This window comes from Pseudoalteromonas sp. CH_XMU1449-3, assembly GCF_037027245.1.
Classification (GTDB): domain Bacteria; phylum Pseudomonadota; class Gammaproteobacteria; order Enterobacterales; family Alteromonadaceae; genus Pseudoalteromonas; species Pseudoalteromonas shioyasakiensis.
The window spans coordinates 199,666-220,070 of record NZ_JAYMDY010000007.1 but is presented as its reverse complement, the minus strand read 5'-3'; the positions used below and the strand labels follow the sequence as shown (position 1 = coordinate 220,070).

Below are 20,405 nucleotides of genomic sequence, written 5' to 3'. Positions count from 1 at the left end.
GCTTTTTTGTATGAGTAAATTAAAACAAACAATAAAAATAATCACACCAGACACCACAATAAGCACGCAAGACCGTGGCTTAAATTATGGTGACGGCTTCTTTACCACGGCCTCTGTGGTGAATTCTGTCGTTGAGCACTGGGATTTACACAAAGCGCGTTTAGAAGAATGCGCGCAAAGACTATTTTTCCCCGAATTAGATTTATCTGCAATTGAGCATGAAGTAAATCATGCAATCAGTGATACACAAACCGGTATTTTAAAAATAGTTATCACTCGTGGTGCAGGTGGGCGTGGTTATGGCTTACCAGATACACCAAGTATCCAAGTGTTGATCAGTATAATGCCTGCAGTTTCACGCTATAAAAGTTGGCAACAGCATGGTGTAAACCTAGCGGTCAGCGACGTGAAACTTGCACATCAACCTTTACTTGCAGGTTTAAAAACATTGAACCGTTTAGAGCAAGTGCTTATCAAAAAGCAAATGAGCAGCCTTGAATGTGATGACGTTGTTGTACTTGATTATGATAACAATGTGATTGAGTGCTCTGCTGCAAATATTTTTGCTATTAAAGACGGTCAAGTTATATCACCTAAGTTAGACCGCTGCGGTATCACTGGGGTTTATCTCAGCGCTTTATGTGATAAGTTAGCCATTGAATTTAAAGCAATCCAATTCGATGAGCTTTTAGCTATGGATGCCGTATTTATGTGTAATAGTTTAATGGGCGTGGTGCCCGTTGCTCGAATTGCTGATACACAGTTTGATATTGAATGCAGTAAAGCGCTATTAACGGCGCAGTTTGCCAAGGAGAGTTTGTGATAAAAGTCATTGTTAGCGTGCTGTTATTAGCATTGCTATGTTGTGGTATTGGCTATCAACAGCTTCAATCAGCATTAAAAATGCCGTTAAAGGTTGAAAACAGTACTTTATTTAAAGTAGAACGTGGCACTGGCTTTAATCAGCTTTGCCAAGCATGGCAAACAAAGCAGTGGGTTGATAGCTGCTTTAAATTTCAGGTACTCGCAAAATTAGATCCTACTCTTACCGATTTAAAAGCGGGTCTTTATGAACTGGATACAAGCGCCGTTATTGATAATATTCGTCGTATCAATCAAGGTGCACAAGTGAGCTTTAGCTTCACAATTATTGAAGGTCAGCCACTTCGTGACGTTGTTGCTAATATCCAAAAACAAGCACATTTAACACAAGACTTAGACACAGAAAATTTAGCGACGCAGATAAGTAGCACACAAGAAAATTTAGAAGGCTGGTTGTTCCCTGACACCTATCACTACCATAGTGAAGATACTGCCAGCGGCTTATTAAAACGCGCATACAACAAAATGCAGCAGGAATTAGACACCGCATGGCAAACTAGAGCTGCAGATTTAGTATTAAGTTCACCGTATGAAGCGTTAATACTGGCTTCTATCATCGAAAAAGAAACGGGCCTTGCTTCTGAGCGACCACTAATTTCTGCGGTATTTACCAATCGTTTAAAAACCAATATGCGCTTACAAACCGATCCAACGGTTATTTATGGTATTGGTGCTGATTTTGATGGCGATATAAAACGAAAAGATTTAACAACCTATACACCGTATAACACGTATAAGATAAAAGGCTTGCCGCCAACACCCATAGCCATGCCTTCGAAAGCAGCGATTTTGGCCGCGGTTAATCCACCTGAGTCTGAATATGTGTATTTTGTTGCGAAAGGGGATGGCAGCCATCAATTTTCGAAAACATTGCAAGAACATAATCGAGCGGTAAAGCAGTACCAATTAAACTAACAACCAGAATTGAGTCATATGACAGCGAAATTTATAGTGATTGAAGGCCTAGAAGGGGCCGGAAAATCAACGGCTATTGCCGTATGCCAAGCTTATTTAGAAAACAAGCAAGTCGATTTTATTAATGTACGTGAGCCTGGCGGTACAGCTATGGCTGAAGAGCTGCGTAATATCGTCAAACAGGCTCACCAAGAAAAAGTGACGGGTGAAACAGAGCTGTTAATCATGTATGCAGCACGCTCGCAATTGGTTGCTAATGTTATTAATCCGGCACTTGAAAAGGGCACTTGGGTTTTAGGTGATCGCCATGATCTTTCATCACAAGCATATCAAGGTGGTGGTCGTGGTATTGAACAAACTAAACTCTCTTTTTTAGCTGATATGGTGCTAAATGGTTTAAAGCCTGATTTAACTATTTATTTAGACATTGACCCTGCAGTTGGGCTTGCTCGTGCAAAAGGCCGTGGTGAACTTGATCGTATCGAACAAGAAGCATTAGGCTTTTTTGAGCGCACTCGCGCACGCTACCTTGAAATAGCTAAAACTGATAGCAGTATCAAAACAGTGGATGCAAACCAAACAATGCCAGAAGTACATGCGGCAATCACAACCGTGCTTGATAACTTTTTTGCAGGTTTAAATTAATATGCCTTTGCCGTGGCTTGAAGGGCTTTATCAGCAACTAGCGCAAAGTTTTGCACAGCAACGCTTTCATCATGCTCAGCTATTTAACGGTGATAAAGGTGTTGGCAAACAATGTTTAGTCGATTCGCTCGCCGATGGCTTACTTTGCGCGTCACCTGTAAATTTAAAAGCCTGTGGCAATTGTAAAAGCTGTCAACTTAATCAAGCGGGTACTCACCCTGATAAACGCGTTGTAAAGGTGGAAGGCCAAACAATAGGCGTTGATGAAATTCGTGAGATCAGTGATTTTATCAACCATTCAGCGGCGCAAAATGGTAACAAAGTAGTGGTGCTCGAACAGTGTCACAAAATGACCACTGCAGCTGCTAATGCTTTATTAAAAACCCTTGAAGAGCCAAGTTTGCGCCGTTATTTATTGTTAACGTGCGAACAAACAGCATTATTACCTGCAACAATTTTAAGTCGCTGTGCCGTACACGAAATAAAAGTTAACTCTGAATATACGAAAAAATGGTTAGCATCATTAAATATTGTTAATTATTCATGGTTAGAGTTATTCGTTAGGCAGCCACTTCTTGTTCAGCAGTGGCAAAATGACAACCAACTTGAAGCTGTCGATTCTCTTTATAAATTTGCAACTGAGATAAAAGACAGCCATAATTTCAGTGCGTTAGTCGACATCCTTAATAAAGATCATAGCTTGGTTAATGTATTTGCTTTGTTCTTAACAGAGCATCTTAAAACGCAATTAGTGTTAGGAATGGACTTTTTCAATTATCAGAAAGCACAATCTGCAATTTCAGAGTTTCTTTATAACAGTTCACATGTGCTTGGTTTAAACTTGGAACTAGCCATTTCAAAATTAGCGTTTACTTTACGTGAAAGCCAAAATTAGGAAGTATCGTGCAAGAATTATTAGTAGATATTGAAGACTTAGAAGAATTATATCGCTGTTACATGCCTTATCTAAAAAATGGTGGTTTGTTTGTTCGCACTAATATGCGCTTTGAAATGGGTCATTCATTGGCTTTAAAGGTCACATTACCAGATGCACTAGAGGATGATGTAGTAACAGGTAAAGTTGCTTGGATCACACCGCAAGGTGCACAAAGCTCAAACCCACCAGGTATCGGTGTTAATTTTATCGACGATAAAACCAATTTGAATGCGAAAATCGAAAAACTACTCGGTACTATGTTAAACTCAGGCAATCCGACCTATACCATGTAATAAAAGTAGTACCATGATTGTAGATTCTCATTGTCATTTAGATCGTTTAGATTTTGATAAACTCGACTTAGACTTAGACCAAGTACTCGATAATGCTCGTGCAAAGAAAGTAGAACACTTTTTATGTGTAAGCGTAACTTTAGATCAATTCCCAAGTATGCTGGATAAAATTAAACACTATCCAGATGTTTCTGCATCATGCGGTGTGCATCCACTTGATCAAAAAGACGCACTCGATAAGCAAAAGCTTATTTCACTTGCAAGCCACGACAAAGTGGTAGCTATTGGCGAAACCGGTCTTGATTACTATTACTCAAAAGACACCCATATTGTTCAGCAAGAGAGTTTTGTTGGTCATATCGACGTTGCCAATGAGCTAAATAAGCCGCTTATTATTCATACACGAGACGCTAGAGAAGACACTATTAACTTAATGCGCGCTCACAATGCCGAGAATTGTGGCGGTGTATTGCATTGCTTTACAGAAAATTGGGAAATGGCCAAAAAAGCCATTGATATGGGCTTTTATATTTCGATTTCGGGCATTGTTACGTTTAAAAATGCCGTAGAGTTAAAAGACGTTGTAAAGCAAATTCCGCTAGATCGCTTATTGATCGAAACAGATTCACCGTATTTAGCGCCTGTTCCATATCGTGGTAAAACAAATCAACCAGCCTATGTTGAAGATGTCGCTTATTACATCGCTGAGTTAAAAGGACTTACTTTTAACGAATTAGCTGAAGCAACAACTAACAACTTTTATTCGTTGTTTAATCAAGCTAAAAGGGCGTAATAGTGGACGGCGTATCGAACTTACCTCGGTTAGTTATGGGGCCAATGGTACGCCGAGCAGATTCAGGGCGAGTGTGCTTTCAATTTGTTACAACTAGGCCTTGCCAATACCGAATAGAGTTTAGCGGTGTTGAAACATTCTCTAGCTTAGAATCAATCCAATTAGGGCAACAGCTTTACTTAAATTTCATCAATGTCATGCCAGTCAGTGGCCAGTTTGCAGTTGATTCACTGATCTACTATTCATTACATGATGAAGATAAAAGCCTTGATTTGTCGTCGTTTTGCTATGAACGTGCTGAATCTCCTGCATTTGTGATCCCAAATCGACTCGATAGAATTCTGCATGGTTCGTGTCGTAACCCTCATCACCCTGCAAAAGACAGCCTTGTTGCTGCAGATAATTGGCAAAATGATCAGCGCCAATCTCTTAATGCAGGCGCTGATTTATTATTGTTATCTGGCGATCAAATATATGCGGATGATGTCGCAGGACCTATGCTGCTCGCGATTGAAAAAGTGATTAGCTTGTATGGTGTGTTTCAAGAGCCAGCGCTTGATTTAGATTTACCAGAAGAGTTTGATCAGCAACTTTATCAGCGCCATTTACACTTACCCAAAGTGCCTTGGCAGAAACGAAGCAAATTTGGTGTTGGTTATTGGCTTAAAAAAGATGAGCCACACTTCTCAAGCTTAAAAGCTGAAAACCACTTAATTCATTTTCAAGAATTTATAGCGCTTTATTTATTAAACTTCAGCGCTGTTACTTGGCAGCTAATTGATTTTGAATCAATTGAATGCCCAGCTTTAGCCCCTAAATACGCAAATCTTTTTAAACTTGAAAAGGACGCACTGGTTGGTTTTGCAAAGGGTCTTCAAAGTGTTGAAAGGTTATTCGCCAATGTGTCGACATTAATGATGTTTGACGATCATGATGTTACCGATGATTGGAATTTAACCGCAGGCTGGGAGCAAGCTATTTATCAGCACCCAGCTAGTCGTCGTATTGTAAATAATGGCCTGATTAGTTATTGGTTAATGCAGGGGATTGGTAATGATGCAGGTGATAACTCGCTGTCTTTATTAGCCAGTTTTAAACAAAGCCTGCAACAACAGAGCTGGCATTTTAACGACTTTGATAAGCTAATACTCAATTTTAACCATTGGCATTACGAGCTTAATACCATCCCCAAAGTTGTGGTGCTCGATACCCGAACCCATCGCTGGCGTAATGAGCAAAACTTCAATGAACCATCTGGCTTACTTGATTGGGAAAGGCTCACCGAATTAGAAGAAAGCTTATTGTCTCACGATAAAGTGATTATCGTATCTCCAGCACCGGTGTTTGGTGTTAAATCGATTGAAGCTATCCAAGCAATTTTTAATTTTTGTGGGCAACCTTTGTTGGTTGATGTTGAAAACTGGATGGCCCATGAAGGTTCTGCTAAAAAGCTGTTAGATACTTTTCGCCGTGAAGATACACCAAAAGAAACCTTGATCCTCTCTGGTGATGTTCATTATTCATTTTGTTTTTCAGTGCAAAAGCGCTTTGGTAAACATAAAAACCGGATTTGGCAGTTAACCGCCAGTGGTATTAAAAATGAGTTCCCACGCAAACTTATTAATGTACTCGATAAGCTCGACTCAATTTTATATGCGCCGAAAAGCCCACTTAACTTTTTCACTAAACGTTGGCAAATGGAAGTTGATAAACACCAAACCATAGGCGAAGGGCAAAAGTATTTGGTCAGTAATGCGGCTATCAGCTTAATTGAGCTCAATGACGGTTTGCTTGCTAAATATGAACTTATTCACGCTGATAACCAAATAACTGAATTTGATTTAAACGATAATTAATCGATTGCTTTGCGATTCGCCTCAACGTAGTCAGCAACATTACTTACTGTATCTAACCAAAAACCATTTTTAGGATCTTGTAGATAAACTATGAGCTGCTCTAGGGTGTCGGTGCCTGTAGTGTACTGATTTCGTTTGCCAATATCGTGGCCAGCCAGAATGATCCAACTATTGTTAGTTCGGTGCTGCTCTATGGTTTTTTTAATTTCTTCGAAAGTAAGCCCATCAATGGGTAAGCTAGTTAACTGCGAAAAGTCTGTAAAGTTGGGGTTATTCGCCGTTTCGTCGAGCCAAGTTCGACCTGTTTTAAAGTGCTTGGCTATTAACGGTACATAACTTTTAGTATTTGCACCACGGCCAACAAAGGTGTTACCGCAAGGGTAGGCAAAAGCGGTTGGTGTCACGTTGAGTGTGGCTTTTATATAGTCTTGCCCCTTTAAGATATCTTGCTCCATTTCTTTTAACGTAAATTGTTCAAGCGACACCCAAAGTTCACGAAGCCATTCAAAGTTGCCGGTACACAAGTGGCTTGCCGTATGATTAGCAATTTCGTGACCTGTTTTTACAGCCATTTGCCACTTTTCAACACGTTCTTTTACGTTAAAAGGGGATACATAAAATGTCGCTTTTATTTGGTATTTGTTTAAAAGCGCTAAACCGGTATCAACTTGGCTATGTCTTGCATCATCAAAAGTGATACTGACAGCATTTTTAGCCTTATTAGGGTAGTCAAAGCCTAGGTAGTCACTGCTTTTTGCCAGAGTTTGGCAGCTTATTAAAAATGGTAGTACGACGCACAAGGGTTTAAGCATAATCAATCCTTTATCATTGTTTTTACAATGAAATCAAAAAGGCTAATGCTTTGCTATGCGACTTTTGAATAAAAAAACGCCCAGAACGAATCCGCATTGTTCTGGGCTTAGGGGGTGGCTCGTGTGAGCCTGCGCTAACTATAAAAAAACACCTTCTAAATTCAGTAGGGAGAAGTAGAAAGTACTTTTAAGTGTAGTTAATCAGCAGGAAATTGCACGGTAAATGTACAAATTTTATACTAGTTTAAAATCAGTCTGTTACAGCTTTTTACCTAAATTAGCGCCTTATTTATACAGTCTTTATGCGCAACTTATACCCAAGTTATCAACTGGGTATTTTGGACTAAATCGCGAGGTAAAGAGTTCTTAATTTTATTCTTTTGCCACTTACCTAGGCCTACTGGACAACCACATAACATTAAAACTACTTCACCATTATCTTGCGTTGGTTTTTCGAGCCTAATATCTTTACCGTTAAAGTAATCGTTTGCTTGGCAAGCAGACATCTCAAAGGTATTTTTATCGCAATCTTGGCCAAAGACAGTGGCAAACTCGTGAGTTAAGCGAACACCACCTTTGTGGATCACACCAAGTTGAATACCTAAACGTGAGTATTTAATTTTATCTTGCAGTTCATCAAAGCCATCTGGAAACAACCAAAGCTCTTTATCACGCTGCATTAACGTGCCTTTGAGTGATTTTAGACCGAACTGTTTTTTAATTGTTTGCATAAACGCTTGGCTTTGCTTTTTATCAAACTCAGCAAACGGAAATGCACCTTTTTTAACTTTTTGATTAGGGTTATCGCTTGACGCTATTTTTTTAAATTTAGCGATGAAGAAACCTTCACTGTCGTAAGTTTGCGGCCAAACATGTAAATAACCTTCGCTGGTTGTCGCTTTGTCTGCGCCATCAAACAGGGTATCGAGCGATTGTACTTCGATGCAATCCGGAAACTCTGCTAATAGATACTCACAAACTTGTTGGTTTTCAAGGGGTGTTAAAGTACATGTTGAATAAACTAGAGTACCGCCAGGCTTTAGGGCATAAAAGGCACTTTTGATAAGGGCTTTTTGCACAGCAGCAATATCAATATTAGATTCGATTGACCAATTCTTTAGGGCGTCTGCATCTTTACGAACCGTGCCTTCACCTGAACACGGGGCATCTAGCAAAATGCTGTCGAAGCACTCATACATGTAATCCCCGAATATCACACCGTCAAAATGTGATAATGCACAATTACCCACACCCATACGTTTGAGGGTTGCTGCCAATACTTTTAAGCGTGACGATGACAACTCATTGGCCACTAACACGCCACTATTATCCATCATTGCGGCGATTTGTGATGTTTTTGAACCTGGAGCCGATGCCATATCAAGTACCGCATCGCTTTGCTTAACTTCGGCTCTCAGTGCTACCGGCGGTAACATTGAGCTGGCTTCTTGCACATACATAGCACCACTTAAGTGTAAATCGGTATTACCAATTGCAAGGGCGGCTTCTTCGTCGCTTGGTCGTGTTAGCCAGAATCCTTCTTCGCACCATGGAATTGCTGTTAATTCCCATCCTTTTTTGGCACATTGACGCTGAAATTCATCGACTGACATTTTTAAAGTATTTACGCGAACTGAGCGTCTAAGTGGGCGGCGACAGGCTGCAATAAAGTCGTCTAATGATAAATGTTCAGGAAGGTAGCTTTTTACATCATCAATAAATGAGTCAGGAATATATGTATTAGCGTCCACTAAATGGCTCTCACATCACGTAATAATAGCTGGATCATACCATTTATAGCGCTATCGGGGGATATTTTTAGCTTTTTAAGAGCGAGATTGAAGTGTCGACATATTACCAATATAAATGTTCTTTATAGCCATTATTTTTGATAAATATCATTTTATGTCGACATTTTGCTGGTTTTTTTAGTCTGTTTTTCCGATCTCAAGGTTGACACATGCAATGATAGGGCGCATAGTGAACTCACAAATTGTCGACAATCTTAATTTAGTACTTTGATAGACCTATTTATGACAGAGCAAAAAGCCAACGATAACTACAACGATATCACGATAACAACTGCATCAGACCAAGTGTTTGTCGACATGCGTCGTGAAATTGTACAAGGCACCATTGAGCAGGGCAGCAAAATTTCTGAGCCAGAACTTGCTAAACGCTATGGTGTAAGCCGTGCCACCTTACGTGAGGCACTAAATCGTTTAGAGAGCTGTTATTTGGTCGAGCGTAAAGCGAATGTCGGTTGTCGTGTTGTTGCGCTAACCGCCGAGCGTTTAATCGAAGTCTATCAGGTTCGTAGTGCCCTAGAAGGGCTGGCTTGTCGGTTAGCTGCCGACAACATGGAACCTGAAGAAGTGCAGGGTTTAAAACAGTTATTGAACCAGCACTTACAAACACAGCGTGTAAAAGAAGGTGAATCATACTACCAGGAAGCGGGCGACCTTGATTTTCATTATCGCATTATTAAAGGGTCGAAAAACGCACACTTAATTCATCTTTTATGTAATGAGTTGTACCAGTTAATTCGTATGTACCGTGTACAAATGGGGATGGTTGGGCCGCGTGTATCAAAAGCGTTTGATGAACACTTAGCTATTATTAATGCCATTGAAAACCATGACGGTGAATTAGCCGAAATGCTTATGAAGCGCCATATTAGTGCGTCTCAGGCAAATATTCAGACGAAGTTTGACTTACTCGCAGCAAAAAATCAGTAGCGCCGTAGTTAAACAGTCACAATTTAGATTTAAAAAATAGAGTCAGCCAAAGAGCTGAAACCGTTCAAAGATAGGAGTTATCCAATGTCAGCAGGATTAAAGTTCAAACAGGCAATCGCCAACAACAAGCCATTACAAGTGGTTGGCACCGTCAACGCGTACTGCGCAATGATGGCAGAGAAAACCGGTCACCAAGCACTTTACCTCTCAGGTGCGGGTGTTGCTAACGCATCATACGGCATGCCAGATTTAGGTATGACTAGCCTTGATAACGTACTTGAAGATATTCGTCGAATCACCAGCGCTACCGACTTACCGCTTCTTGTTGATGCTGACACAGGTTGGGGCGGTGCTTTTAATATTGCTCGTACCGTTAAAGAAATGACCAAAGCAGGCGCAGCAGGCTTCCATATTGAAGACCAAGTAGCACAAAAACGTTGTGGTCACCGTCCTAATAAAGAGATCGTGTCTAAAGATGAAATGGTTGACCGTATTAAAGCTGCGGTTGATGCCAAAACAGACAGTGATTTTTACATTATGGCGCGTACTGATGCATTCCAAAAAGAAGGCTTAAATGCAGCGATTGACCGCGCAGCAGCGTGTGTTGAAGCTGGTGCAGACGCTATCTTTGCAGAAGCGGTGCATGATTTAGCAGATTACCAAGCGTTTGCTAAAGCGTTAAATGTGCCAATTCTTGCGAACATCACCGAATTTGGTCAAACACCACTTTATACAAAAGAGCAATTGAGCGAAGTGGGTGTTGAAATTGTACTTTATCCACTTAGTGCATTTAGAGCGATGAACAAAGCTGCACTTAATGTGTATTCGTCTATTCTTAGCGAGGGCTCACAACAAAGCCAAGTAGACAATATGCAAACACGTGCGGAATTATATGAGTTTTTAGATTATCACTCATATGAAAACACACTCGATAACCTTTTCTCAGCTAAAAAATCATAACGACAACATATAAGGAGAACACTCATGGTAGATAAAGCATTAGGCGGCGCAGGTTTACGTGGTCAAGTAGCAGGTGAAACAGCACTGTGTACAGTAGGTAAGTCAGGTTCAGGTTTAACTTATTGTGGTTATGATATTAGTGAATTAGCAGATAAAGCGCAGTTTGAAGAAGTGTCTTTTTTACTGTCGCGTGGTGAATTACCAACAGAGTCTGAGCTTACTGAATATAAAGCAAAGTTAAAATCACTACGTGGTTTACCAGATGCACTAAAAACAGTGCTTGAGAACATTCCTAAAGACGCGCACCCAATGGATGTAATGCGTACGGGTTGTTCTATGCTAGGTAACCTAGAAATGGAGCAAGATTTCTCAGAAGCGAATGATGCGATTGATCGCCTAGTTGCCGTATTCCCAAGCATTATTTGTTACTGGTATCGTTTTAGCCATGACGGCGTTCGTATTGAAACTGAAACAGATGATGATTCGGTAGGTGCACACTTCTTACGTTTATTACATGACGAAGCACCATCAGCACTGTTTGAGCAAGTAATGAATGTGTCTTTAATTCTTTATGCAGAGCATGAGTTTAATGCATCAACATTCACTGCGCGCGTGTGTGCATCTACATTGTCGGATATTCACTCTTGTGTAACGGGTGCGATTGGTAGCTTACGTGGCCCATTACACGGTGGTGCGAACGAAGCCGCTATGGATATGATTGAAGGCTTCACAAGCCCAGATCAAGCTGAAGATGCATTAATGGGTATGCTTGAGCGTAAAGACAAGATCATGGGCTTTGGTCACGCCATTTACCGTGAATCAGATCCACGTAACGTGATCATCAAAAAGTGGTCAGAAAAACTGGCAGCAGAAGTGGGTGATGATGTGCTTTATCCTGTGTCTGTTCGCTGTGAAGAAGTTATGTGGCGTGAAAAGAAATTATTCTGTAATGCTGATTTCTTCCATGCATCTGCGTATCACTTCATGGGTATCCCAACTAAGTTATTCACGCCAATTTTCGTGATGAGCCGTGTAACAGGTTGGACAGCACACGTGAAAGAGCAACGTGCTAATAACCGTATTATTCGCCCAAGTGCAGATTATACGGGCCCAGAAGCGCGTAGCTATACGCCAATTTCTGAGCGTTAATCTTAATTAAATCAGTGATAGGGGTAGCTTAGCTGCCCCTTTATGAAGGGGCGAAATAAATACAAAAACAATCAGCCCATCTTTGTTCACCGTCACCAAGTACAAGTAGAATCATCATGAATACAAATTTTAGAAAACCATTAGCAGGCACCGGAGTCGATTACTTTGATACTCGCGCTGCTGTTGATGCAATTAAACCAGGCAGCTATGCCACACTTCCTTACACATCGCGAGTACTTGCCGAAAACTTAGTTCGTCGCTGTGATCCTGAAATGCTAAATGATGCACTGTCGCAGTTAATTGACCGCAAGCGTGATTTAGATTTTCCATGGTTTCCTGCGCGCGTTGTGTGTCACGATATCTTAGGTCAAACAGCGTTAGTTGATTTAGCAGGTCTGCGTGATGCTATTGCTGCAAAAGGCGGCGATCCTGCAAAAGTGAACCCAGTGGTACCTACACAGTTAATTGTTGACCACTCATTAGCGGTTGAACACGCAGGTTTTGAACCTGACGCATTTGAAAAAAACCGTGCTATTGAAGACCGTCGTAACGATGACCGTTTCCACTTTATCAATTGGACAAAAACAGCATTTAAAAATATTGATGTGATCCCGCCGGGTAACGGCATTATGCATCAGATTAATTTAGAGAAAATGTCACCGGTGATCCAAAAACGTGATGGCGTTGCATTCCCGGATACATTAGTTGGTACAGATAGCCACACACCTATGGTTGATGCGTTAGGTGTTATTGCTGTCGGTGTTGGTGGTCTTGAAGCTGAAAGCGTGATGCTTGGCCGTGCATCTTACATGCGTTTACCTGACATTGTGGGTGTTGAACTAAAAGGCAAGCCACAACCGGGTATTACTGCAACCGACATTGTATTAGCGATCACCGAATTTTTACGTAATGAAAGAGTTGTGTCGACCTACCTTGAGTTTTATGGCGAAGGTGCTGATGCACTAACCTTAGGCGATAGGGCAACAATTTCTAATATGACGCCAGAGTTTGGCGCAACAGCAGCGATGTTCTACATCGATGACAACACACTTGATTATCTACGTTTAACTGGCCGTGAAGAAGAGCAAGTTAAACTAGTTGAAACATACGCAAAAGAGACTGGCCTTTGGAGTGATAGCCTTAAAACGGCTGAATATGAGCGTGTGTTAACCTTTGATCTATCATCAGTTGGTCGCAATATTGCGGGCCCTTCGAATCCACATCGCCGTGTTGCAACTAGCGATCTTGATAAAGCGGGTATCACTGGCGTTGTTGAGAATGAAGAAGGCTTAATGCCAGATGGCGCCTGTATCATTGCAGCAATCACAAGTTGTACTAATACCAGTAACCCACGCAACGTTATTGCTGCAGGTTTACTTGCGCGTAATGCCAACGCTAAAGGTTTAACTCGTAAGCCATGGGTTAAAACATCACTGGCACCGGGTTCTAAAGCGGTTAAGTCTTACTTAGAAGAAGCAAATTTATTACCTGAGCTTGAACAACTAGGCTTTGGTATTGTTGCCTTTGCGTGCACGACCTGTAACGGCATGAGTGGTGCGCTTGACCCAAAGATTCAGCAAGAAGTGATTGACCGTGACCTATACGCAACGGCTGTACTGTCGGGTAACCGTAACTTCGATGGTCGTATTCATCCTTATGCTAAACAAGCATTCTTAGCTTCACCGCCACTGGTTGTTGCTTATGCTATTGCCGGTACTATTCGTTTTGATATCGAAAAAGATGTATTAGGGTATGATCAACAAGGCAACGAAATTCGCCTTATGGATTTATGGCCATCAGATGAAGAAATTGATGCGGTGATCAAACAAAGTGTTAAACCTGAGCAGTTTAAAAAGGTTTACGATCCAATGTTTGATTTAAGTGTAGATTACGGTGAAGACAACGACCCGCTTTACCAATGGCGTCCACAAAGTACTTATATTCGCCGTCCTCCTTATTGGGAAGGCGCATTAGCGGGTGAGCGCTCTTTGAGTGATATGCGTGCGTTAGCTGTGTTGGGCGACAACATCACTACTGACCACTTATCACCTTCGAATGCGATTTTAGCGTCAAGTGCTGCTGGTGAATACCTGGCTAAAATGGGTCTCCCAGAAGAAGATTTTAACTCGTATGCTACTCACCGAGGTGACCATTTAACAGCACAGCGTGCTACATTCGCTAACCCTAAGTTATTGAATGAAATGGTTAAAGAAAATGGTGAAGTGAAGCAAGGTTCATATGCTCGCATTGAACCAGAAGGCAAAGTGACGCGTATGTGGGAAGCTATCGAAACCTACATGCAGCGCAAACAACCGCTTATCATTGTGGCTGGTGCCGATTATGGTCAAGGTTCATCACGTGACTGGGCTGCAAAAGGTGTTCGCTTAGCTGGTGTTCAAGTGATTGCAGCCGAGGGCTTTGAGCGTATTCACCGCACTAACTTAATTGGTATGGGCGTATTACCGCTTGAGTTTAAAGCAGGCACGACGCGAACTACGCTAGGTATTGATGGTAGTGAGAGTTTTAGTGTCAAAGGTGAGCCAACACCAGGCGCAACATTGACACTAGTGATTACCCGTGCCAATGGTGAAATCGTTGAAGTGCCAATGACGTGCCGTTTAGATACCGCTGAAGAAGTGTCAATTTATTCAGCGGGTGGTGTACTGCAACGTTTCGCGCAAGATTTTTTAGAATCTGAGGAGCACTAAGCGATGGCGTTTAAACCACAAATTAAGGTGCCAGCGACCTATATGCGTGGCGGCACCAGTAAAGGGGTGTTCTTTAACTTAACTGACTTACCTGAGCCTGCCCAAGTGGCAGGTGAGGCGCGCGACAATCTGTTATTACGTGTGATTGGCAGCCCCGATCCTTACCAAAAACAAACTGATGGTATGGGCGGTGCAACCTCAAGCACTAGTAAAACGGTGATTTTATCGAAAAGTACTAAAGCTGATCACGATGTTGATTATCTGTTTGGTCAAGTTGCTATCGATAAGGCGTTTGTTGATTGGAGTGGTAACTGCGGTAATTTAACTTCAGCAGTCGGGGCCTTTGCTGTGTCAAACGGTCTTGTTGATGCCAGCAAAATTCCAGAGAACGGCGTTGTTGAAGTTAAATTATGGCAAGTCAATATTAGTAAAACCATCATAGTGCACGTGCCAATTACTAACGGTGAAGTGCAAGAAACTGGTGATTTTGAGCTTGATGGCGTGACCTTTCCAGCCGCTGAAGTGAAACTTGAATTTATGGACCCTGCAGATGGCGAAGGGGCCTTATTTCCAACAGGTAACTTAGTCGATGAATTAGAGGTGCCGGGTATTGGTATGTTGTCTGCAACGATGATCAATGCGGGTATTCCTACAGTTTTCATTAACGCCAGTGAAGTTGGCTACGATGGCACAGAGCTACAAGAAGCCATTAACGGTGATGCATCGGCACTTGAAAAGTTAGAAACGATTCGCGCCTATGGGGCGTTGAAAATGGGGCTAATTTCTCATATTGATGAAGCAAAAGCACGTCAACATACGCCAAAAGTAGCTTGGGTTGCACCAGCTAAAACTTATCATGCATCAAGCGGTAAAGTTGTAAACGAAGCCGATATTGATTTAGTAGTACGTGCTATGTCGATGGGGAAATTGCACCATGCCATGATGGGCACGGCTGCGGTTGCAATAGGTACTGCAGCTGCTATTCCTGGTACCTTGGTAAACCTTGCTGCAGGTGGTGGTGAGCGTCAGGAAGTAAACTTTGGTCATCCTTCTGGCACTTTAAAAGTCGGCGCTGCTGCAACACTTGTTGATGGCAATTGGCAAGTCACAAAAGCAAGTATGAGCCGAAGTGCACGTGTATTAATGGAAGGCTGGGTTCGAGTTCCTCAATAGTACACAGCTGTGCACAGATATAATTTAAATAAAGCGGCGGTTACGCCGCTTTGTCTAATCCGTAGCACTGTTGCTTCATACCTTCAATAAACTCGTCAAACTTGCCGCTCTGTTGCGTGAGTTCTATTTCATCATTTAAGTCTTCTAAAACTTTTTGCCAGTGCGGCGTTGATTTGCTGACAGAAAAATATAGCGGTTTGTATTCAAGCTTGGGCTCTAATGCGACCAGTGATTCTAGTATTTGTCGTTTGCCGCTAATTGATAATTCAGACTTGTAAACGCTTGCTTTTAACACTTCAAGATCTGCCACAATTAGGCTTACGCGGTTGCTAAGTAACAGGTGAATTAGTTGGTACTCATTATTAGCGACGATTGTGTCGATTTCTTTATTATCAATCATGGCATCGAGTTCTTTGGTGTTTTTATATGAGCGAACTACACCAATAGGCAAGTCTTTTACAGAGTTTAAATCCCCATTAAATGGAGTTTGAGTTCCTTTTAATGCCACGAATGATAAATCCCCACCTGGAATAGCATGACTCAAGGCGAGTAAATCGTTGCGGGTTTTATCGAGGAAATTATCTGAAATAACATCATCTTCAATGAAATATTCAGGAAAGAGAATATCAGCGCGACCTAATTCAGCTTCTCTTACGGCGCGTGCCCAAGGATAAAAGCTAATGTGCACGCCATAGCCTTTTTCAAGTAAGGAGCTTACAGCAAATTGGTAAAGCCAGCCTTTGTTGCATAAGTTTTCGTCTATATAAGGAGGCCAATCTAAAGTAACGAGCTTTAAAACATGTTTGGCATCTAAGTTATAACCATATCCGCCGTTGAAACGCACCGCTTCTTCAGTGATGATTTCGCCATTTTTTTCAAAGCTAACAGGCGTAAGGCCCGCAAGAGCTTGATATGAGGCGAATAAAAAAAATACGGTTAGTAGTTTCATAAATTGTTTAAGTTTTTGTTATTTATATAAAGCTTAGCCTTTTGCCGTAAATATACAACCTAGTAACTGTAACAATATCTAACGGATGGAGTACATTTTTCGATCACAGCTTATTTTAATAGGCTTGAGTGACAAAAAGTTTACATTTATATTATGATATCACTTAATGCTTTTGCAGCTTAAGGATAACAACAATGATAAAACCAAGTATCTATATATCACTTCTAACAAGCTCTATGCTTGCTCACGCACAATTACCGCTTAGCGTTACAAGCCCAGATGGACAAATAACTGTAAAACTCGAAAAACAACAAAATCAGCTTGTTTATAGCGTAAATTATGGCAACCAAGAGTTTTTGCAGCAATCACAGCTTGGTTTAAATACCAACCTGGGTGATTTTTCACAAAGCCTAAAATATAAAAGCCATACAACAGCTTCAGTCAATGAAAGCTATAAGCTGCATAATGCGAAGGTGAGTGAAGTAAACTACACGGCAAATTCACTCAAAGCGCAATTTGAAAACCAAGAGGGCAGAATGCTTGGCGTCGAATTTAACGTGTCTGATAGTGATGTTGCATTTCGTTATCAGATATCGGGTGCTGAAACAGATACCCGTATTAAGGTGTTAGCTGAATACAGTGCTTTTAACCTACCAGATAATGCAACTACATTTATAAGCCCACAAGCCTTACCTGAAACGGGCTGGATGCAAACAAAACCAAGTTACGAAGAGCCTTACACCTTTAACGAAGCCCTTGGAACACCGTCAGCGAACGGCGTGGGCTATACCTTTCCTGCATTATTTAAAAATAGCGATAAAGGCTGGTTATTAATTTCTGAAACCGGTGTTGATAGTCATTATGTTGGCTCTAAAATAAGCGAAGGCACAAAAGACGGTGTTTATCGTATTTCATTTCCTCAGGCTGGAGAAAACAATGGCATTGGTGCGACTTATGCCGCTATGGCAATGCCTGCAACCACACCTTGGCGCACCATCACGTTAGCAGCAAGTTTAAAGCCAATTGTTGAATCAACCGTGGCGTTTGATTTGGTTAAACCACTTTATCAAGCAAGCCAAGATTATAAAATGGGTCGTTCAACATGGAGCTGGATTGTTTGGCAAGACCCAAGTATCAACTACGATGATCAAATCAAATTTATCGATTTAGCTGCGTCATTAAACTTTGAATATGTATTAATCGACAATTGGTGGGATAAAAACATTGGCCGCGAGAGAATGGCTGAATTGGTTAAGTACGCTAATGGTAAGGGCGTTGATGTTATTTTGTGGTACAACTCAAATGGCTGGTGGAATGATGCACCACAGACCCCACAAAATAGAATGAACAGTGCACCTGCACGTCGAAATGAAATGGCATGGTTGCAAAGCATTGGTGTTAAAGGGCTTAAAGTAGATTTTTTTGGTGGTGACAAACAAGAGACCATTAAACTCTACGAAGATATTCTCACTGATGCAAATCAGTATGGTTTAGTGATCACCTTTCATGGCAGCACTATCCCGCGTGGCTGGGAAAGAATGTATCCTAACTTCGTCACATCTGAAGCGGTTCTAGCATCGGAAAACCTTGTTTTTCATCAAAATTCGTTAGATTTACATGCCTATAACGCGACTATTTTACCGTTCACTCGTAATGCTATTGGCGCTATGGATTTTGCCCCAGTGTTTTTAAACAAACGCTTATCTCAAGACCAAACCGTCGGCACTATTCGCAAAACCACAGATACATTTGAACTGGCAACAGGTGTGCTTTATCAATCTCCAGTACAGCATTTTGGCCTGACGCCAAATAACCTTGAAGAACAGCCTCAATTTGTTATTGATACTTTAAAGATGATGCCAACGGTATGGGATGAAACACGCTATATTGCAGGTCAGCCGGGTCAAGATGTAACGATCGCAAGGCGTCATCAGCAAACATGGTGGGTAGCAGCCGTGAATGGTGAAAATAAAGCCAAAACATTCGATATCGATTTACCTATGTTAGCGGGCAAAAAAGTCACCCTGTTGTTTGACAAAAAAGATGGCAGTGCTGGTACTAAGCAAGTCACAGTAAGTAACAGTGGCAAGTTAACCTTAAACTTATTAGCTCAAGGTGGCGCACTGATTGTTGGTCGCTAACTGTGAGTTAATAGGCGATAAACAAAACCAAGTAGAGAAAAGCGAGCAGGTTGCTCGCTTTTTTTTGACTATAGTTGCCTTACTAATTTGGGCGTGCTAGATTTCGTTAGGTGTGGTGATGTACTACACCGCTTTAAGGACGACCTTAAAGTTGTAATTTAAATTCGGGGACGACCCCATAAAGAGGTCGACCATGAATTGGATCCTACTTATTACTGCTGGCTTACTTGAAGTCGCTTGGGCTTATGGCCTAAAACAATCAAACGGTTTTACTAAACCACTCATTTCATTCTTTACCATCTTAACCATGGCTGCGAGCTTCTATTGCTTAAGCGTGGCGCTTAAATCATTACCACTCAGTTTGGCTTATGCAGTTTGGGTAGGTATCGGCGTAATTGGCTCTGCAATTATTGGCATGACGTTATTATCTGAAGGCGTAAGTCTATTAAAAATTGCCAGCTTACTGCTGATTGCCCTTGGCATTATTGGTTTGAAACTTGCCAATTAGTGTTTGAATAAAAATCCGATAGGCTGTTGCTCTATCGGATTTTGGGTCTAGATCAAATGCAATTTGGGATTTATTAATTAGTGTAATTTTTTATAATCAACGACTAGTTGCTGTTGTACGCCAAGGCCTTCAATGCCAAGTGTAACTGTGTCGCCGTCTTTTAAGTAAACCGGTGGAGTTTGCCCTAAACCCACACCTGGTGGCGTGCCGGTAGAGATAACATCACCCGGTTGTAAACTCATAAATTGGCTGAGATAACTAACTATAAACGCTGGATCAAACACCATGGTTTTTGTGTTGCCGTTTTGATACTGGGTATCGTTCACCTTTAACCACATATCTAAATTAAGTGGATCAGGAATTTCATCTTTGGTGACTAACCATGGGCCAAGTGGTCCAAATGTGTCACAGCCTTTGCCTTTATCCCATTGTGAACCGCGTTCTAATTGAAAATTTCGTTCAGACACATCGTTACATACACAATAACCGGCAATGTAATCATAAGCGTTTTCAACATCGACATACGAGGCGTGTTTACCAATGACAATGGCAAGTTCAACTTCCCAGTCTAGCTTTTCGCTATTTTTGGGCTTGATTATATTGTCGTTAGGGCCGCTAATAGCGCTGGTGGCCTTGCTAAATACTTCAGGCTCATTGGGAATGGCCATGCCAGATTCTGCAGCGTGATCAGCATAGTTTAAGCCAATGCAAATAAACTTACCTACATCAGCAATACATGAACCGATACGCACCGGCTCTTCAATAAGCGGCAAGGTGTTTAAGTCGATTTGACTAATAAAATTGAGTGTTACTGGTGATAAAGCTTGGCCATTGATGTCTTTGAGCACGTTACTTAAACAACGTAGCTTACCATCGCTATCAATGATGCCGGGTTTCTCTTGGCCAAAAGGGCCGTATCTTAGTAGTTTCATGATGATTCTCTTTA

The 20,405-nt window shown here is 41.4% G+C and carries 18 protein-coding genes; 14 read left to right on the top strand and 4 right to left on the bottom strand.

The window, feature by feature from the left end; genetic code table 11:
- Positions 1-10: 10 nt before the first annotated feature.
- From pabC to WA256_RS11160, 7 genes are read left to right on the top strand one after another with little or no spacing between them, the layout of a single operon-like run.
- Positions 11-823, top strand: coding sequence for an aminodeoxychorismate lyase (gene pabC, locus WA256_RS11190; protein WP_335991392.1), 813 nt, complete (start codon positions 11-13; stop codon positions 821-823).
- Entirely contained in the window at positions 820-1,797 is a 978-nt protein-coding gene (mltG, locus tag WA256_RS11185; RefSeq protein WP_335991388.1) for an endolytic transglycosylase MltG, read from the top strand. Before pabC ends, mltG begins: the two co-directional genes overlap by 4 nt.
- 18 nt (positions 1,798-1,815) lie before the next feature.
- On the top strand, positions 1,816-2,442 hold the full coding sequence (gene tmk / locus WA256_RS11180) for a dTMP kinase (protein ID WP_252948319.1): 627 nt from the start codon (positions 1,816-1,818) through the stop codon (positions 2,440-2,442).
- Position 2,443: 1 nt separating this feature from the next.
- Entirely contained in the window at positions 2,444-3,337 is an 894-nt protein-coding gene (locus WA256_RS11175) for a DNA polymerase III subunit (RefSeq protein WP_335991381.1), read from the top strand.
- Positions 3,338-3,345: 8 nt separating this feature from the next.
- Positions 3,346-3,672: a PilZ domain-containing protein gene (locus tag WA256_RS11170; RefSeq protein WP_054554720.1), complete on the top strand. Its 327-nt coding sequence runs from the start codon at positions 3,346-3,348 to the stop codon at positions 3,670-3,672.
- Between the two features lie 13 nt (positions 3,673-3,685).
- Positions 3,686-4,465 (top strand): TatD family hydrolase, encoded by a 780-nt coding sequence (locus WA256_RS11165; RefSeq protein ID WP_062565264.1) that lies wholly within the window; start codon positions 3,686-3,688, stop codon positions 4,463-4,465.
- Positions 4,465-6,321, top strand: coding sequence for an alkaline phosphatase D family protein (locus tag WA256_RS11160; protein ID WP_442961429.1), 1,857 nt, complete (start codon positions 4,465-4,467; stop codon positions 6,319-6,321). The genes WA256_RS11165 and WA256_RS11160 overlap by 1 nt, the downstream gene beginning before the upstream one ends.
- On the opposite strand, the gene WA256_RS11155 is transcribed toward WA256_RS11160, so the two are convergent.
- On the bottom strand, positions 6,318-7,133 hold the full coding sequence (locus WA256_RS11155; protein ID WP_335991373.1) for a polysaccharide deacetylase family protein: 816 nt from the start codon (positions 7,131-7,133) through the stop codon (positions 6,318-6,320). The genes WA256_RS11160 and WA256_RS11155 overlap by 4 nt on opposite strands.
- Positions 7,134-7,444: 311 nt before the next feature.
- Positions 7,445-8,884 carry a 16S rRNA (cytosine(1407)-C(5))-methyltransferase RsmF gene (gene rsmF, locus WA256_RS11150; protein ID WP_335991370.1) on the bottom strand — a complete coding sequence of 480 codons (1,440 nt, stop codon included), beginning with the start codon at positions 8,882-8,884 and terminating at the stop codon, positions 7,445-7,447.
- 282 nt (positions 8,885-9,166) lie between these two features.
- Here rsmF and WA256_RS11145 point away from each other — a divergent pair, with 282 nt between their 5' ends.
- The 5 genes from WA256_RS11145 to prpF all read left to right on the top strand — a co-directional run bounded on the left by WA256_RS11145 (position 9,167) and on the right by prpF (position 15,861).
- Positions 9,167-9,871, top strand: coding sequence for a GntR family transcriptional regulator (locus tag WA256_RS11145; RefSeq protein ID WP_054554723.1), 705 nt, complete (start codon positions 9,167-9,169; stop codon positions 9,869-9,871).
- Between the two features lie 84 nt (positions 9,872-9,955).
- On the top strand, positions 9,956-10,831 hold the full coding sequence (gene prpB, locus WA256_RS11140) for a methylisocitrate lyase (protein ID WP_054561375.1): 876 nt from the start codon (positions 9,956-9,958) through the stop codon (positions 10,829-10,831).
- A gap of 24 nt (positions 10,832-10,855) precedes the next feature.
- Complete coding sequence (gene prpC, locus WA256_RS11135; protein ID WP_130166420.1) at positions 10,856-11,980, top strand: bifunctional 2-methylcitrate synthase/citrate synthase; 1,125 nt, start codon at positions 10,856-10,858, stop codon at positions 11,978-11,980.
- Positions 11,981-12,096: 116 nt separating this feature from the next.
- Entirely contained in the window at positions 12,097-14,688 is a 2,592-nt protein-coding gene (acnD, locus tag WA256_RS11130) for a Fe/S-dependent 2-methylisocitrate dehydratase AcnD (RefSeq protein WP_335991361.1), read from the top strand.
- Positions 14,689-14,691: 3 nt separating this feature from the next.
- Entirely contained in the window at positions 14,692-15,861 is a 1,170-nt protein-coding gene (gene prpF / locus WA256_RS11125) for a 2-methylaconitate cis-trans isomerase PrpF (RefSeq protein ID WP_335991358.1), read from the top strand.
- A 40-nt stretch (positions 15,862-15,901) separates the two neighbouring features.
- Here the strand turns inward: prpF and WA256_RS11120 are convergent, their stop codons facing one another.
- Positions 15,902-16,810, bottom strand: a complete 909-nt coding sequence (locus WA256_RS11120; protein ID WP_335991355.1) for a substrate-binding periplasmic protein — start codon at positions 16,808-16,810, stop codon at positions 15,902-15,904.
- A gap of 194 nt (positions 16,811-17,004) precedes the next feature.
- On the opposite strand from WA256_RS11120, the gene WA256_RS11115 reads away from it, so the two are divergent.
- Together WA256_RS11115 and WA256_RS11110 are read left to right on the top strand one after the other, a co-directional pair.
- Entirely contained in the window at positions 17,005-18,951 is a 1,947-nt protein-coding gene (locus WA256_RS11115; protein ID WP_335991350.1) for a glycoside hydrolase family 97 protein, read from the top strand.
- Between the two features lie 193 nt (positions 18,952-19,144).
- Positions 19,145-19,459, top strand: coding sequence for a DMT family transporter (locus WA256_RS11110; RefSeq protein WP_304637236.1), 315 nt, complete (start codon positions 19,145-19,147; stop codon positions 19,457-19,459).
- Between the two features lie 77 nt (positions 19,460-19,536).
- On the opposite strand, the gene WA256_RS11105 is transcribed toward WA256_RS11110, so the two are convergent.
- Positions 19,537-20,391 (bottom strand): fumarylacetoacetate hydrolase family protein, encoded by an 855-nt coding sequence (locus tag WA256_RS11105; protein WP_130166411.1) that lies wholly within the window; start codon positions 20,389-20,391, stop codon positions 19,537-19,539.
- Between the last annotated feature and the right edge of the window lie 14 nt (positions 20,392-20,405).

Excerpts from the sequence above, each read along its gene's own strand:
- WA256_RS11175 (WP_335991381.1), top strand. The coding sequence starts at position 2,444 with ATGCCTTTGCCGTGGCTTGAAGGGCTTTATCAGCAACTAGCGCAAAGT.
- prpF (WP_335991358.1), top strand. The coding sequence starts at position 14,692 with ATGGCGTTTAAACCACAAATTAAGGTGCCAGCGACCTATATGCGTGGC.
- WA256_RS11105 (WP_130166411.1), bottom strand. The coding sequence starts at position 20,391 with ATGAAACTACTAAGATACGGCCCTTTTGGCCAAGAGAAACCCGGCATC.
- prpC (WP_130166420.1), top strand. The coding sequence starts at position 10,856 with ATGGTAGATAAAGCATTAGGCGGCGCAGGTTTACGTGGTCAAGTAGCA.
- WA256_RS11110 (WP_304637236.1), top strand. The coding sequence starts at position 19,145 with ATGAATTGGATCCTACTTATTACTGCTGGCTTACTTGAAGTCGCTTGG.
- acnD (WP_335991361.1), top strand. The coding sequence starts at position 12,097 with ATGAATACAAATTTTAGAAAACCATTAGCAGGCACCGGAGTCGATTAC.
- prpB (WP_054561375.1), top strand. The coding sequence starts at position 9,956 with ATGTCAGCAGGATTAAAGTTCAAACAGGCAATCGCCAACAACAAGCCA.
- pabC (WP_335991392.1), top strand. The coding sequence starts at position 11 with ATGAGTAAATTAAAACAAACAATAAAAATAATCACACCAGACACCACA.
- WA256_RS11115 (WP_335991350.1), top strand. The coding sequence starts at position 17,005 with ATGATAAAACCAAGTATCTATATATCACTTCTAACAAGCTCTATGCTT.
- WA256_RS11165 (WP_062565264.1), top strand. The coding sequence starts at position 3,686 with ATGATTGTAGATTCTCATTGTCATTTAGATCGTTTAGATTTTGATAAA.
- WA256_RS11120 (WP_335991355.1), bottom strand. The coding sequence starts at position 16,810 with ATGAAACTACTAACCGTATTTTTTTTATTCGCCTCATATCAAGCTCTT.
- WA256_RS11155 (WP_335991373.1), bottom strand. The coding sequence starts at position 7,133 with ATGCTTAAACCCTTGTGCGTCGTACTACCATTTTTAATAAGCTGCCAA.
- tmk (WP_252948319.1), top strand. The coding sequence starts at position 1,816 with ATGACAGCGAAATTTATAGTGATTGAAGGCCTAGAAGGGGCCGGAAAA.
- WA256_RS11145 (WP_054554723.1), top strand. The coding sequence starts at position 9,167 with ATGACAGAGCAAAAAGCCAACGATAACTACAACGATATCACGATAACA.